Annotated in this window: 10 protein-coding genes; 4 read left to right on the forward strand and 6 right to left on the reverse strand. The window is 62.7% G+C overall.

From position 1 onward, the window contains the following. Nucleotides 1–438: 438 nt before the first annotated feature. The 5 genes from IPF85_RS27815 to IPF85_RS27835 form a co-directional block, all read right to left on the reverse strand. Nucleotides 439–639, reverse strand: coding sequence for a hypothetical protein (locus tag IPF85_RS27815; RefSeq protein WP_343411303.1), 201 nt, complete (start codon nucleotides 637–639; stop codon nucleotides 439–441). 38 nt (nucleotides 640–677) lie between these two features. Beyond that, nucleotides 678–1,091: a hypothetical protein gene (locus IPF85_RS27820; protein ID WP_343411304.1), complete on the reverse strand. Its 414-nt coding sequence runs from the start codon at nucleotides 1,089–1,091 to the stop codon at nucleotides 678–680. 295 nt (nucleotides 1,092–1,386) lie between these two features. After that, nucleotides 1,387–2,148, reverse strand: coding sequence for a hypothetical protein (locus IPF85_RS27825; protein WP_343389892.1), 762 nt, complete (start codon nucleotides 2,146–2,148; stop codon nucleotides 1,387–1,389). Between the two features lie 106 nt (nucleotides 2,149–2,254). After that, nucleotides 2,255–3,403, reverse strand: coding sequence for a proprotein convertase P-domain-containing protein (locus IPF85_RS27830; protein ID WP_343411305.1), 1,149 nt, complete (start codon nucleotides 3,401–3,403; stop codon nucleotides 2,255–2,257). After that, nucleotides 3,327–6,332, reverse strand: a complete 3,006-nt coding sequence (locus IPF85_RS27835) for a proprotein convertase P-domain-containing protein (protein ID WP_343411306.1) — start codon at nucleotides 6,330–6,332, stop codon at nucleotides 3,327–3,329. Before IPF85_RS27835 ends, IPF85_RS27830 begins: the two co-directional genes overlap by 77 nt. Nucleotides 6,333–6,681: 349 nt before the next feature. On the opposite strand from IPF85_RS27835, the gene IPF85_RS27840 reads away from it, so the two are divergent. Then, complete coding sequence (locus IPF85_RS27840) at nucleotides 6,682–6,984, forward strand: PqqD family protein (protein ID WP_343389889.1); 303 nt, start codon at nucleotides 6,682–6,684, stop codon at nucleotides 6,982–6,984. 580 nt (nucleotides 6,985–7,564) lie between these two features. Beyond that, a complete protein-coding gene (locus tag IPF85_RS27845) occupies nucleotides 7,565–8,677 on the forward strand; it encodes a hypothetical protein (protein ID WP_343411307.1) in 1,113 nt (370 codons plus the stop codon). Here IPF85_RS27845 and IPF85_RS27850 read toward each other — a convergent pair. Next, on the reverse strand, nucleotides 8,669–10,309 hold the full coding sequence (locus IPF85_RS27850) for a radical SAM protein (protein WP_343411308.1): 1,641 nt from the start codon (nucleotides 10,307–10,309) through the stop codon (nucleotides 8,669–8,671). The genes IPF85_RS27845 and IPF85_RS27850 overlap by 9 nt on opposite strands. A 243-nt stretch (nucleotides 10,310–10,552) precedes the next feature. Between IPF85_RS27850 and IPF85_RS27855 the strand changes: the two genes are divergently transcribed. Further along, nucleotides 10,553–12,844 carry a glycoside hydrolase family 2 TIM barrel-domain containing protein gene (locus IPF85_RS27855; RefSeq protein WP_343411309.1) on the forward strand — a complete coding sequence of 764 codons (2,292 nt, stop codon included), beginning with the start codon at nucleotides 10,553–10,555 and terminating at the stop codon, nucleotides 12,842–12,844. A 141-nt stretch (nucleotides 12,845–12,985) separates the two neighbouring features. Beyond that, nucleotides 12,986–13,903 (forward strand): NAD-dependent epimerase/dehydratase family protein, encoded by a 918-nt coding sequence (locus tag IPF85_RS27860; protein WP_343411310.1) that lies wholly within the window; start codon nucleotides 12,986–12,988, stop codon nucleotides 13,901–13,903. Nucleotides 13,904–14,014: the final 111 nt, after the last annotated feature.

Raw genomic sequence — 14,014 nt, forward strand, 5'->3', positions numbered from 1 at the left:
CCGCCGGCAGCCCATCGTGTCAAAGGCAGACACCATGAATACCCCACCGGCCGGCATAGCCGCGTGCTGGCACTCTGCCTCGCCGGCCATCCCCGGAGTACCCCCGTGGCCATCGGGACTTCGTAGCAGAAGAGTGGGGTAAGGGCGACGTATGCGCTGACTTAAGCAAGCACAGTACGAACTGACAGACGGAAGCCTCTGGGGTATGATAGCGAGACAACAACCAAACTATCACCCTGGAGGCTTCTATGATAGAGTTTAGCGCAAAGCCAGCGTGCGTCCACAATCAGTCGCCACTGGGCGCCTTCGTAATTGAGCACTGGGCGCTGATCGAACAGGTGCTGCTGGCCGACTTGGCCACGAGAGCCTCTACGAGCGGGGTATTGCGCCGCCGGTATCGGCGATTAACCCTTCGGACTGTTCGGCCTGGAACGCCTCCTAGTTCGACTTTCCCGCCAGCCGCGCCAGCCTCTCCGTCACCAGGACGCACATGTCGTGAGTAATGTGCGTCCTGGTGAAAAACGCGTCGTCGCTTCCCTCCATGCGGATCAACTCATCGAGCTGCTCGATCTGGTCGGCCACGCGAATGTCGAGCGCGTTATCCTGCAGGATACAGGCGTCTTTGACGGATATGAGCATACGGCTACGCCTGGTCTACAGTGATGCGTTAGTGGCTCTTATGGAGACTCGGGTTCTGGCAAAGGTAGCCAGTCGGGATGCAAGCGTTCAGCAGGGACATGGCGCAAGAAAACCGCCATGATCGAACCAATCGCAGCCGCTATGTCAATGAAGCGCCACAACCTGGCCTCGTCGGCGATTCCCAGTCGTTTGTAAGACAGATGAGCGACTTCCTTGTTGGCCCGCTTTTGTACTGGAATCAGCGCCTCCGGTATACTTGGCCTGACCTTCACCCAGTCATTAGGGTCATCAAAGTAATCTCCGGCAACGACATCGTCTGGATATCGTTTGCCTTCGTAAAGAAACCCAAGCATCACCCGTGCGTGAATCGCAAAAGACTCAAGCACCGCATTGTTGAGCGGCCCCTGGCCCAACACAGCAGAGGCCATGCCCCGCCCCAAGCTGTTCAGCATCCAGAATTCGTAGAGGAGATGCTGTGAAGCCGCAATGAGTTCTTCCGGTTGTCGCCGAGCCTGGCCTCCATCAGAGTCACTCCTCAAATCCATCTACCGCATGCATCTCATGTATGTGGTTTCGCTTTCCTACTATCGCGGAGTCTTATCGCTCCAACCGCCCGTTCATGGCGTTCTTCAGCTTTGGCTCCAGTTTGCGCACTTTTGCTATTACACATCGTGTATGCGCTTGAAGTATAGTAACTCTAAGACGTCACCGCATCTCCCCGAGTGATCTACGTTGCCGTGCAGAAGGTCAGCGACCTTTAGACACGTTTTTCGAGTTGCTTTCGGCTGTCTGTGAACGGAAATCACTTTCTAAGCGGTAGTGCCGAAAAACGAGAAGATGTAGCGCCATCGTTGGGGTATGAGGAGCCGATTCGAGTCTCGGCACAAATCGCATGATCCTTCCGGCCCCACTCGTTGGGGCACGAGTTGGGGCCGATCCAAGTCTGGCGTGAGCCGCAAAACTCTCCCGGCCCCACCTCGTGCCCCTACCAATAATAGAAACGGTCTTCGCACCAGCGCATCGGGTTCTGGCGGATGTATTCGCGAATGCGTTCCAATTCCTGCTCGCCGCGCACGATATGATCGTAGAAGTTGCGTTGCCAAAGCGGCGGAGCCGGGATGAGGCCGCGATGGGCCGCTTGCTGCGTGACGGCGCTCTTGTAAGCGCCCACCAGGCTTGACAGCGATCCGGCATGGCATCGCCAAACTTGCGTGTCTTGCTGACCGCGCCCGGCTCCGCAGAGCCGGTGTCCATAATCCAGAGCAGCACGTGCGCATGGTTGGGCATGATCACATGGATATCCACCTGGGCGTCGGTGTGGCGTTCGGCGAATTCAATCCAACACTGGTCCACAATGCGTCCCAGGGGACTTAAGACCATGACGCCGTTGATGACTTCGCCGAAGATGTGCTGGCTGCGATGCACACGGAAGGTGATAAAGTAGGCTCCGGCGTTGGTGTAGTCGAAGCCGACGTAACGCAACGTGTTGCGGCGACGATAGTCGGTCATTGCGCACTCCTCTCTCGCGCACACGCGTCGGGGCACGAGGCGGGGCCGGCGTGAGTCTCACCATCAGTTGGATCAATCTCTCGGCCCCACCTCATGCCCAACGGGTCTAGCGCGTACTGCGGCGGCGCAGGAGGGCGGCCGCAGCGGTCAGTGTCACCAGGGCCAGGGCCATGAGCGGCCAGGCGCTGACGGGGCTGGGTGCTGAGCCGCTGTCGAGGCTGCTCAGTTCAACACCGGTCGGGGAGCCGGGCGTGGGCGTCGCGGTGGGGGTGACGGTCGCCGTTGGCGGAACCGGCGTGTCGGTCGGCGTCGCGGTGGGCGGCGCAGAAGTGGCCGTCGGCGTGGCCGTGGGCGCCGCGCCGCACGATCCGGTCTGGATGTCCAGCGACCAACTGTTGAGGCTGCCACCGTCGAGGTTGGCGTCGTCCGAGATGGTCACCAGCCATTCGCCGTTGGGGTCTTCGCCGATGAAGGCGGCGAACGCCTCCTCAGGCACGAGCGGCGAGGCCAGGGTCAGGTTGACGTACAACTGATCGGTCACCAGGCCGTTGTTGTTGGTATAGGGCACCTGACCACCGGGGTTGGCGTCGTCATCCCACAGCGTGCCCAGGAACACATGGTCGAAACTGCTCCCATTGTCGCTGGAGAAGGTGACGATGGTGCCCTGCGGCGAACGCAGCGTCATGTCCAGGTCGCTACTGAACGTGTGCGACATGAACGTGGTCATGTTGAGGTCGGTCAGGAAGGTCGGCAAGCCGCTGACCATGATGGACGAGGTCACGACAGGCGTGCCCGTCGCGGTGATGGCAACCGGCGTCGAATTGGAGCTTGCGGCGCTCGCCGTGCTCGGCGCGGCGTCCAGCGAGGTCACTTGCAGCGTCCAACTGTTCAACGTGCCGCCATCGGCTGTGGTGTCATCGGAGATGGTCAGTAGCCAGTCGCCATTCGGATCTTCACCGATGAAGGCGCTCAGCGCTTCTTCGATCACCAGCGGTGAGGCGGTGACGAGATTGACGTACAGCTGATCGTTCACCAGGCCGTTGTTGTTCACGTACGGCACCTGGCCGCCGGGGTTGGCGTCGTCATCCCACACCGTGCCGGCGAAGCCATTGTCGTTGGTGCCGCCGTTATCGGTGGAGATCGTCACGATGGTGCCTTGCGGCGATTGCAGTGTGATGTCAAGTTGGGCGTTCGATGTGTGATTGATGAGGGTGCTCAGGTTGAGGTCCCACAGATACGGCGCTGCGCCAGCCACAGTCAGCGTGGACGAGATTACCGCCGGGGCCGGTGGGAATGGTCACCGCGGTGCTGTTGGCAAAGTCCAGTGTGGACGCGGTGCAGACCGGCGGCGCCGGCGGGATGACTCCCACGATCGGCGTCGGCGTGTTGGTCGCGGTCGGCGTGGCCGTCGGCGGCACGGGAGTCGCAGTGTCGGTTGGGGTGGCCGTGAGTGGCTCAGGAGTCGCAGTGTCGGTCGGGGTGGCCGTCGCCGGCTCAGGAGTCGCGGTGTCGGTTGGGGTGGCCGTGGCCGGCTCAGGAGTCGCAGTGTCGGTCGGGGTGGCCGTCGCCGGCTCAGGAGTCGCAGTGTCGGTTGGGGTGGCCGTGGGCGGGACACTGGTTTCGGTCTGCACACACCACTCGACTAGAACGCCGGTATCGCCGCCGGCCGCATCCACGGCGGTGATGGTCCACGCGCCGCTCTGGTCCATGCCGTCGAACGCGCTCAGCGCGTTGTTGGGAATGAACGTGCCGTTGATCGTCGGCACGCTGGCCGCGCACTCATTCTCCACAGGCGTTGCCGCTTCATCGTCCAGGGTGGCCGTGATGTTGTCGCCGGAGCAGCCGAACGTGCTGGCTGGCACGCCAGGACGGTCAACGACAGTAACGCTGGTGGCGTTGTGGGTTACACTGAAGCTCGTGTCGCCCACCCAGGTGTGGGTCGCGCGCACGAAGACATTGACATCGTTCAGTGTGCCGGTTGAACCGACATTCAAGGTGTCGCTGACGCCGGTCGGGTTATTGTCCGGAATCGCAACGTTGGGCGTGCTGCAGGTGAAGCCTGCTGGCACAGGAGTCGCCGTGGGGGTATTAGTCGGGGTCGGAGTATCGGTGGGCGTAGGCGTCACGGTAGGCGTCACTGTAGGCGTGAAGGTCGCGCCGGCCGGCTGACAGGCCGTTACGCTGACGTCGTCCACCGCCAGACCCGCATACTGGATGCTGCTATCGCCGTCGAGATGGAAGACCAGTTCGGTGTTCTGGCCGGCGTAGCTGCTCAAGTCGCGCTGCCGGGTTCCCCAGCCGGCCGACTCCTGCACGGTGACAGCGCCGACGCCCGTTGTCATGGTGGCGCCGTACCACTCCCACAGGCGGGACGGGTTGGCGCCGCCCACCTCGCGGAAATCCACATAGGCATGGTCGAAGGAGGCCGATTCGATCTGGTACTTCTGGCTCCAGGTGACGACGACCGGCCCTACCAGGCCCGCCAGGCTAATGTTGGGCGAAACCAGGTCCTGATTGCTGCTGACGTTGTAAAGGCCGGTGAGGTTGGTCTTCCAGCAGTTGACGCCGCCGTTACAGGTGTTGATGGGCGCCGCGGTGGGGCTGCCCCAGGCCCATGTGTCGGCTGTGCCAGAGTGGGTGAAGCCGCCGTCCGTAGCTTCGAAATCGGAACTGTAGACCGTGACCGGGGTGGTGCCGCCCGGACAAACCGGCGGCGGCGTCGGCTCGCACACCCGCATGCTCCAGCCCAGCAGGGTGCCACCGTTGGTGTTGGCCGTATCATCGGTCAGCTTGAGCGTCCAGGCCCCGCCCGCGTCCTGACCGTCGAACCAATCGAGACGGTAGACATTCTCAGGCTCGAAGGCCGGGCCGGGCTGAAGCAAATAGACCGCAATCGGGATGGCTGCTTCGTCGTCCAGCGTGGTGGTCATGGTAACGAAGACGCCGGCGGTGGATTGACCCACATCCGTGAAGAGGCCGACTTCGTTGCCGCCGGGCGCCATCAGGGTCACATCCAGTTCAGTCATGACGGTGTGCGTCAGTTCGACAGTCACGTTCAAGTCGGCGATGCGCGGATTGCCCGGCACGGTGATCGTGGAGGATGCGGTCGTCGCGCCAGGGCCGAGGGTTTGGGGCACATCGGTGCTGGTGTAGGTGGTGCAGGTCTCCGGGGCGGCCGGATGCACGGAGACGCTCAGGTTATAGTCGCCGAAGGTGGTGCCGCCGGCGGGTACGCCGACCCAGATGTAGTAGGTGCCGGTCTCGCGGACGGTCATGAAGTGGGCTTCGGACAGGGGATTGGTGGCTGAGCCAACGCTGGCATCATTGACCGTCAGGTAGTAGTTGCTGAACAGGCCGATACCCAGGGAGCCGTTCCACTGCGTGTTGTCGCGCGTGGGATCCAGGTCGAGACTGGCGTAGATGGTGTCCCCTGCGTTCAGGGCGAGAGAGAACCAGTCGGCATCGGTGGCGCTGCTGGTGGTGCCGGTCATCCAACCGAAGGCGGGCAAGGCGTTGGCGGTGCCCGGGGTGTCATTGGGCTCAACTTCGGCTGTGGGGCTGCCGCTCTGCACTCTGACATGCAGGTGATAGGGGCGCAGGTGGTTGGTGGCGCTGAAATGTTTGACCTGCAGAAAATAGGCGCCGCTGCTGACAATGTTGGCGCCGGCAATGGTGGACGATGACGAGCCAAGCGAGCCATCGTTGTCGTCGGTTTCAACCACCGTCGTTCCATCGCTGGCAAACAGGCTCAACACGCTGTCGGTCGAGCCGTTGGACGAGAAGCTGGTCATGACCGCGGCGTAGATGCGATCGCCGGCATTGGCCGTGAAGGAGAAGTAGTCCAGGTCGCCATTGGGGAAAACGGCGCCCCAGACGACACCGTCGTTACTGGCAAGGGCCGTGGCGGTGGCGGCGGTGTTGTTCGGCTCGACTTCGGCCTGAAAGGCCTGATCGAGCGGCTGGTAGGGTGCAAACTGGGAGCCGTAGACGCCATCCGGCGTCTTGCCCTCATCAACATCGTCCTGGGGGATCAGTTCGATGGCTTTGGGCGGCTCGGCTTGCGTTGGCAATGGCGCCTGGTCGGGCGCGGCGTTGGTTCGGGCCAGTGCCAGGCTGCCGGGAATGGCAACGGCAAGCAGCAGGCCCACAATGAGCAACAGACGGAGAGTACGCGGTGCATGCATGAGATGGTTCCTCCTAAACAACGACCCTCGACGGGAACCAACCCGAAGCACAGAGCGGCAAGGCAAACCTGGCAGGAGCGCCACGCTGCGCGTTGTTTGCATTTGACGTCACAGATTCGCGTTGGTTCAACAAAAAAAGAGGTGGGGGCTACGGGAGGCCGAAGACAACGAACGGCACAATTTTAGCAGTACGTGTCACTTGTGTCAATTGGCAGTTACCGCAGGTACCGCGAGGGCCATGCGGGCGCTTGACAAGCCGGAAGGGGCTATGCTATAATCGGCTCAACTTGTCCCCGTTACGCTATCCTCATCTGTTTACGCAGACACGATCACGAGCGAAGGATATCCGGTGACCGGATTGAACGATGAATTGACCATTCACCGTCGTGAAGAACGACTGATTGCACGTGTCATTGATGGCGAAGCAATTATCGTAGACTTCAAGACCGGCGATCACTATAGCCTGAACCAGATCGGCACCCTCGTGTGGGAGATGGCGGACGGACAACATTCCTTTCAGGATATAGTAGCCTCTATTTTAGAGCGTTACGATATCAGTGAAGCGCAAGCCCGTGCAGACCTGAGCAAGCTGGTTTCCGACATGGAAAACGAAAATCTTGTGGTGCTTGGCGAAGCTCCAATCTCCAGCTAGCGAAGGGTTTGTAACGGGCTGAGATTACCTAAATGGCGACACTGCGTGGGTGCCGTCGCGAACGTACTTTCCAAACATCAGCGCAATGCTTAGCGCAAGGAGGAATCAACATGAATCCTAAGATGGCCTACGAGGCCCCGAAACTGATCAAGCACCAGCGACTCCAGAAGGTTACATTGGCGACGACACCGCCGCCTCTGAACTTCCCGAACGCCTTGCCCGGTCAGTAATACTCGGGAAACTCAAGGTGGAGGCGTCGTGAATCTCTTTTCTCGGCGCAACTGGCTACGCGACCTGTCGGTAGTCAATGTCCAACCCTTCGCCTGCTGGGAACGTTACCACATTCGTTTTACTAATCTGAGTACCTGGCCACCGACCGGTATTCCCGGTGCTTGGGTAATGTCCAGAACGAGAGTGCGTGCAACGGAGCTTCGCCAAGTCACGTCTTCCGAATTCTAACGAACAGGGCAGTTGCGCATTAGCCAACTGCCCTGTTCGTTTGTTTTTTGCCTCCCCCCTTCCGCCCTGGATAGTCACTGTCCGTAAACAGGTTAGCGGTGTCATGACAGGATGCCCTTGCATGACAACGCCGAACCGCTATGTTAGGAACGGACAGTTGCACAGTTACATAAAGTATGGCTTCATGGTGAACGCAGACGACTTCTTCTTTTCGCTCCAGCAGATCTGCGCACAGGCAGGTCCTCTTTCCTGGGCCACAGTGCGTGTCGGTGCTGAAGATATTGCCCTGGCCGCGGCGCCGGTCGCCCTGCACCAACGCCTGTTACGCCCGCTGTCTCATCTCCAGCAACCGTCCGCCTCGGCCACGACCCTCACCCTGACCCTGGTGGCGGCGGCGGCGGACGCACCGCCCTTTCCCTGGCCCGACGCGCCGCAGGCGGGCGATTTTTGGGAGTTTCGCACCGGCGACTACCTCTTCTCACACTACGGACATGGACTGGCTGTCGTTGGCCTGGACCTGCGCCGCGGTTGTGCGGTTGGCTATGTGCGTCGGCCGGAGCTGTTGCCGGCTGCCTTCTTCAGCGGCCTTCTTTTCACCACCCTGTATCAGGCGCTGCGCCCGCGCGGCTTCTTCCTGCTGCATGCCGCGGCTCTCGCCTGGCAAGGACAGGGGGTGCTGATTACCGGCCCCTCGGGCGCTGGCAAAACGACCACTATGCTGCAATGCGTGCGCGCCGGCTTCCGTTTCGTGTCCGATGACGCGACGCTGCTCACGCGCGCCGCGCAGGGCGACATCCTGGCGGTGGCAACCCTCAATACCATGCACGTCACCCCGCGCACCGTGGATTTTTTTCCTGAACTGGCTCCGTTTGTCAATGAGCGCGCCGACAATGGCAAGGCCACCATTTTCTTACCCGAAGTCTATCCGGACTCTATGTCTGCCGTGAATTCCAGGGAAGCGGTGGCGCCCGTGCGCCTGCTGATCGTGCCTTCGCTGCAGGGGCCGCGCGATGGCACATTCGAGCCGCTGTCGGGACGCACCGTGCTCAGCGAGGCCCTGCCGCTCAGTGTGGATTTGCAGCAGCCGGCCGCCGCCGCCGCGCACCTGGACCTGCTGGCACAACTGGTGAAGCAAGCGCGTTGTTTTCGCTTGCATTTGCCGCCTGACGTGGTGAGCGTACCGCCGCTGCTGGCGGCACGCCTGGCCCATTTGAGCTTGGATGAACTAAGGTGAGGTGAGCGCAGACAGGCGCGCGCGCACGCTGGCGACCCGCGTGCGGGCAAGATCGAATTCGTACAGCGTGGGCCGTATGAGCGTCGTGACCTCCAACGCCTGGAAGCCGGCTTGGCGTCCTGCGCGCAGAAGGCGCTTGAGCAGCAGATAGGGGAGGCTGGCAAGACCGCTGTACTCGAGCTTCAGTTCCCTCACCAGCGGCAAGAAGGACGCGGCCTGTCCGTTGGCGCGGGCCAGTTCGGCTTCGCGCCGCGCTAATTCATCCTGCAGGTCAATGACCAGCTCATACCAGGCCGCACCAAAGATCGCCATGGTCTGATCCAACAGCACCTTGACCTGGGCGGCGTCCTGGTTTTGAAAATGATAGGGCAACGATTCATGCACGCTGCCAAATGCGATGCCGGCAGCCTCTGCCTCCTCACGCGAGCGCGTGCCTGGAAACAGGGCCAGCGTTGACAGAATGATCGGCGGGAAATAGCCAAACAGGCCATGACTCTCGATGAAGTCCAGATTCTGTTCCAGGTCCTCGATGGTGGTATTTGGCTCGAACATGATGAAATCCACCTGGGCGGCCACGTCATTGCCCCACAGGATGCCCAGGGCGCGGCTGTTCTCCTCCACCGTGGTTTCCTTGTTCAGGCGATCCAGGCTGCCCTGGCTGCCGCTCTCCAGACCGGCGCCCACATAGCGCAACCCCGCCTGCCGAAAGGCCGGGAAATACTTCTCGCCTTTGACGATCTGATCGGCGCGCGTGAGAAAGGCAAATGTGAAGTCCACACCGCGCGCGCGCAACGCTTCGGCAATTTCCAGCGCACGCTTGGGCTGCACGAAGAAGTTGTCATCCTGGAACTCGAAGTGACTGACGCCGCCCTGGCGCGCCAGTTGTTCCATTTCATCCACCACGTTGGCCACGCTGCGCCCCCGCCAGCTCTTGCCCGGCGATGCCGCATAAAAGGTGATGATACTGCAAAAATGACAGTGGAAGGGGCAGCCGCGGCTGCTAATGAGGGACGCTTTGATGCGCGGTTTTTGATCTACCGTGTCCATAAACCCGGGATAGCTGCTCACCGGCGGCAGCAAATCACGCGCCGGAAACGGTATCTCATCCAGGTTTTGCAGAAGCGGGCGCGCAGGGGTCAGCTTGATGCGCTTGCCCTCGCGGTAGCCCAGGCCCGCCACCTCTGCCAGGGGTCGGCCGCTCTGTTGGGCCTGCAGCAGTTCGAGCAGCGTCGCCTCCCCTTCACCGCGCACGACGATGTCAATTTCAGGGAAGTCGTTCAGCGATTCATACGGTGCAAAGGTCGGATGATAACCACCCCAGATGATCTGCAAGCGCGGCCGCTGGGCCTTCAAGCGCTGTGATAACGCCCGCGCCGTTGGGATGGTGGCCGTGAGCAGGGAGATGCCCACCGTTTCATACTCGCCAGCGAGGGCATAGGCGACGATCTCATCCAGCGGCAGCGGGTGATCGCCCCAGTTGCCGTCCAGCAGGTCGGCGCGTGCGCCGTGCTGGCGTAAATAGCCCGCAAGATAGGCGATGCCAAGCGGCTGCGTTCCCCGCCATTCCCGGTGTTCATGGTCCGGCGGGCTGATCAACAGTAACTTGGCGCCACCCGGTGCAATTGGATACATCGTTCGTCCTCCACCATTGAGTAGGGGCACGATTCTAACATACGCCTTGTCCGGCGTCAAGCATTTTTGCTACCAAACCGAGTGCCTATGTTGCGGAGCGGAGGAGATCTGCCACGAATTACACGAATTTTCACGAATTTCACAGAAGCCAATTCGTGGCAAGACTCTGCTGGCCGCCAGGAACCGGCCACGAATTTTCACGAGTTTTTGCTGGCGCACCGTTACGAAAGTGAGAGGCGTCCGATGTTGATCCAATCTGCCTGGGAATTTGGCTCTGTGGACTCACAGCCCTGGCCCGGGCCGGAGGCGCCCGATCTGGCTGCGGTGACCGCCTGGCGGCCGGCCACGGTACCGGGGCAGGTACACAGCGATCTGCTGGCACACGGGATGATTCCCGATCCATTCGTGGGCGCCAACCTGCGCGCCTGCGCCTGGGTGGATGCGCTTGATTGGTGGTATCGCACCACGCTGACCCTTGACCTGGCGCCTGCGCAGCGCACCTTCATCACCTTCCACGGTCTGGATACCTACGCCGCGGTCTTCGTCAATCAACGGTGCGTTCTGCGCAGCACCGGCATGTTCGCGCCCCACACCGTTGAGTTGACCGGCCTGGCGCCGCCTGCTGCCGCGATCGAACTGGCCGTGCGCCTGACCGGGCCGGCCGGCTGGCCGCGTCAGCATCACAGCCGGCGCGAGCGGCTGCTCTTCGCCCTGGAGCGCCTGAGCGGCGCCGCGGCCGCGCTTGGCCCCATCCCCGAACGCCTCGATCATCTCAAGGCGCCGATGCAGTTCGGCTGGGACTTTGCCCCGCGCCTGCGCACCGTGGGCATTTGGGACGAGGTGAGCCTGCACAGCAGCGGCCCGGCGACCATCCTGGCGCTGAAGCCTCCGCACGCGTCGGCGCCCATGTCCGGTCAGGCTGCCGGCGATGCGCCCGTCTGGACTGTTGAGATGACCCTGGACGCGACCGCGCTGTGCGCCGTGCAGGCCACGCTGCGTGTCACGCCGGCCAATTTCGAAGGCCAGGCCTGGGCGCACACGACTGCGCTGACCCTTTCCCCTGGGCCGCAAACGGCGCCTGTGATCTTGCCGCCGCTGACCCTGGCGCCCTGGGAACCGTGGGAGCGCGGCTTTCCGCACCTCTACTGGCTGGAGGTCACGCTGCATGACGCGGCCACCGGCGCGCAACTCGATCAGCGTCGCCTGCGCTTTGGGCAGCGGCAAGTGGCCTGGGCGCCGCTGGCCGGTCCGGGAACCGCACCCTGGCGCCTGCATATCAACGACGAGCCGCTGTTCGTGCGCGGCGCCAACTGGGTGCCGGCCGATGCACTGCCCGGACGCCTGCGCCCGCCCACTTACCGGCGCCTGCTGAGCGCGGCGCGCGCGGCGGGCATCAACCTGCTGCGGGTGTGGGGCGGCGGCCTGCGCGAAAAGGCGGCCTTCTACGACCTGTGCGATGAGATGGGGCTGCTGGTCTGGCAGGAATTTCCCTTTGCCTGCCTTTTTCTGGCCGCGTACCCGCACGAAACGGCCTGGCTCGACCGCGTGGAGGCCGAAGCGCGGGGCATCGTGCAGGCGGTGCGCCACCATCCGAGCGTGGCGATGTGGTGCGGCGGCAATGAGATGGGCGTGCGGCGCAATCAACACCTGCTGGCGCGCCTGGCCCGCGCCGTAGCGGCCGAGGACGGTACGCGCCCCTTTGTGCCTGCCTCGCCCGCCCAGGGCGATGTGCATGAATGGGCCGTCTGGCACGGGCGCGCCCCCTTGCGCACTTACCAGGCGCTGCAGGCGCCGTTTTGCAGCGAATTTGGGCTGAGCGCCCTGCCGGCCGCGGAGTCGCTGGCGCACTTCCTGCCGGCTGCACAGCCGTGGCCTGACGCCCCGGTCTGGCGCCTGCACCAGGCTGAAGCGGGCAAGCTGGCCCATTACGCAGCCCTGGCGGGGACGCCGGCGCCCCCGGCTGATCTGCCTGCCCTAATCGCGGCCACACAGACGGCACAGGCGGCCGGCTTGCAGGTCGCCATCGAGCATTTGCGGCGCCACAAGGCCACCTGCGGCGGACTGGCCTTCTGGCAGTTCAACGAACCGTGGCCCACGATTGCGTGGAGCGTGCTGGATTTCGATGGCCGTCCCAAGCTGGCCTACGCGCGGTTGCAGCGCATCCTGCAGCCGGTGTTGATCTGCCTGGCCTACCAACTGCCGGTTGGCGCCCGGCCCCAGGCCATCAGCGGCGCCATCTGGATCGTCAACGACACCCGCGCCCCGTTGCCTGGCCTGACCTGGCTGGCCTGGCTGGACAACGAGCCGCTGGCCCACGGCCTTGCCGCGCTGGAAGCAGATGCCAGCCGACCGGTCGGCGCGTTGACCGCGCCCGTCGCCGGCCGACCCGCCCGCCTGCGCCTGGAACTGCGCCAGGCCAACATCCTCCTCGCCAGCAATGAGTACGATCTGGCCCTGGTTGATCTGCCCGCGCAGCCCTTGCCCTCCCGCGCGCGCCGCTGGCTGGCAAACCGGATTCTGAAGGATGAAGGATGAATTCCTGCACTTCCTCCCACCGTCTTGACATTCTGACCTGTTTGCAGTAATCTGTCTGCACGATACTACTGCGCCTGCCGGCGTGGAATTACCCTAATTTACTCGAATTGCTTGAAATACTCGAAAAGGAACACGTTTCACATGCGTATTTTGGTCACTGGCGGCGCCGGCTTTATCGGCTCGCATGTCACCGATGTGATGTTGGCTGCTGGTCATGAGGTCATTGTGGTGGACAACCTCAGCTCGGGCAAACGCGCCAATCTGAACCCACAGGTCTCTGCATTCTACGAACTTGACATCCTGGACGCGGACGGTTTGCAACAGGTTTTTGCCGCGCACCGACCGCACGCGGTCTCACACCAGGCGGCCCTGGCCAACGTGCGCGAATCGCTGCACGAGCCGGCGCGCTATGCCGAGGTCAACCTGCTCGGTTCGATCAACCTGCTGGAAGCGGCGCGGCGCCATGACTGCCAGCGCATCATCTACGCCTCCACCGGCGGCGCCTGCTATGGCGAGCCGCTCTTTGTGCCGGTCACCGAAGATCACCCTATCAACCCGCTCGACCCCTACGGCGCCAGCAAGCATGCGGTCGAGCATTACCTCTATCTGTACCAACACAACTACGGCCTGGCCTACACGATCCTGCGCTATCCCAACGTCTATGGCCCGCGCCAGGACCCGTTGGGCGAAGCCGGCGTCATCGCCATCTTCACCGGCGCCATGCTTGCCGGCCGCGAGGTCACCATCAACGGCAGCGGAGAACAGGTGCGTGATTTTGTTTACGTGGGCGACATTGCGCGTGGCAATCTGTTGGCCCTGCAAACACCCGGCAGCGCCATCTACAACCTGGGCAGCGCGGTGGGTACCAGCGTCAACACCATTTTTGCAGAACTGCAAGGGGCCACCCAATACCCCCTGGCGCCACACTACGGCCCGGCCAAGCTGGGCGAAGTCTCGCGCACTTACCTGGACGCCAGCCAGGCCCGTCGTGACCTGGGGTGGGAACCCCGAATGAGTTTGCACGACGGCCTGCGCCTGACCGCTGACAGCTTCCGATAAGGAACGGGAATTTTTCCGGCGTGCGCATCCCCTATATCCACGAAAGCGGCCTGATCGGCATCGGCTTCAGCCTCGTGGTGGTGGTCATCGCCTCGCTCAACCTGGTGCTGG

The organism is Candidatus Amarolinea dominans (assembly GCF_016704685.1).
GTDB classification, from domain to species: Bacteria; Chloroflexota; Anaerolineae; order SSC4; family Amarolineaceae; genus Amarolinea; species Amarolinea dominans.

Coding starts and splice junctions, on each gene's coding strand:
- IPF85_RS27835 (WP_343411306.1), bottom strand. CDS start 6,332: ATGCATGCACCGCGTACTCTCCGTCTGTTGCTCATTGTGGGCCTGCTG.
- IPF85_RS27845 (WP_343411307.1), top strand. CDS start 7,565: ATGACAACGCCGAACCGCTATGTTAGGAACGGACAGTTGCACAGTTAC.
- IPF85_RS27820 (WP_343411304.1), bottom strand. CDS start 1,091: ATGCTGAACAGCTTGGGGCGGGGCATGGCCTCTGCTGTGTTGGGCCAG.
- IPF85_RS27815 (WP_343411303.1), bottom strand. CDS start 639: ATGCTCATATCCGTCAAAGACGCCTGTATCCTGCAGGATAACGCGCTC.
- IPF85_RS27860 (WP_343411310.1), top strand. CDS start 12,986: ATGCGTATTTTGGTCACTGGCGGCGCCGGCTTTATCGGCTCGCATGTC.
- IPF85_RS27850 (WP_343411308.1), bottom strand. CDS start 10,309: ATGTATCCAATTGCACCGGGTGGCGCCAAGTTACTGTTGATCAGCCCG.
- IPF85_RS27825 (WP_343389892.1), bottom strand. CDS start 2,148: ATGACCGACTATCGTCGCCGCAACACGTTGCGTTACGTCGGCTTCGAC.
- IPF85_RS27855 (WP_343411309.1), top strand. CDS start 10,553: ATGTTGATCCAATCTGCCTGGGAATTTGGCTCTGTGGACTCACAGCCC.